Origin of the sequence: Achromobacter sp. SIMBA_011 (assembly GCF_046535435.1) — a bacterium.
Lineage (GTDB): Bacteria > Pseudomonadota > Gammaproteobacteria > Burkholderiales > Burkholderiaceae_B > Achromobacter > Achromobacter dolens.
The window spans coordinates 1-272 of sequence record NZ_JAWRWN010000454.1; the positions used below are offsets into that span (position 1 = coordinate 1).

General features: G+C 54.8%; 1 protein-coding gene. It reads left to right on the top strand.

Annotated features, from left to right (window positions below; genetic code table 11):
* Nucleotides 1-98 precede the first annotated feature (98 nt).
* Nucleotides 99-272 (top strand): type II toxin-antitoxin system RelB/DinJ family antitoxin (locus tag SB816_RS31690; protein WP_410548207.1); only part of this gene is annotated, 174 nt, incomplete at its 3' end.

The window sequence follows — 272 nt, forward strand, 5'->3', positions numbered from 1 at the left end:
GCCCGAGGGATATATGATGTGGCGGCAGTTCAATGTCGCATGTGTGGAGGGGTGAATGTTCGGTGCTGATTGACATCCGGCAAACCCGGTGCGGTTCATTGGCCGCAAATGCACTTGTTCAAACACGTATTGATGCCGAAGTCCGAGATCGCGCTTCTGCGGTGCTTGAAAGCATGGGCCTCACGGTGTCAGATGTGGTTCGTATCATGCTCACTCGGACCGCCAACGAGGGTGCACTGCCTCTTGAATTGCTTTCTGGCAGTGAAGCGCAT